We start from the raw sequence: 317 nt of genomic DNA on the forward strand, positions 1-317 counted from the left end.
TGTATTCTCGGGAGGAAAGGCGCTTCTCAACGTTACGGCTTGACCTGAGTCCAAGATAGGTGCAGCATTTTAGGCCGAAGTGTGCCATACTGAGTGACAAAGGCCCCTTATCTCAAGCATGGAATTTACCTCCCATGGAATCAAAGACAACCACTGAGTCGTCCGACCGCCGCTTCGCGCTGCTCATCGACGCGGACAACGTGTCGGCGCGCTACTTGAAGCCGATCTTGAACGAGCTGTCGAAGTATGGCACCGTCACTATCAAGCTCATCTACGGCGACTGGACGCTCACCCTGCACGCGAAATGGAAGGACGCG

At 54.9% G+C, this 317-nt stretch carries 1 protein-coding gene; it reads left to right on the plus strand.

The window, feature by feature from the left end:
* Positions 1-134 precede the first annotated feature (134 nt).
* The coding region (locus tag NE591_RS13675) for an NYN domain-containing protein (RefSeq protein ID WP_371130624.1) at positions 135-317 on the plus strand (183 nt) is incomplete at its 3' end.

It is taken from the genome of Adlercreutzia sp. DFI.6.23 (assembly GCF_024462535.1).
GTDB lineage: Bacteria > Actinomycetota > Coriobacteriia > Coriobacteriales > Eggerthellaceae > Adlercreutzia > Adlercreutzia rubneri.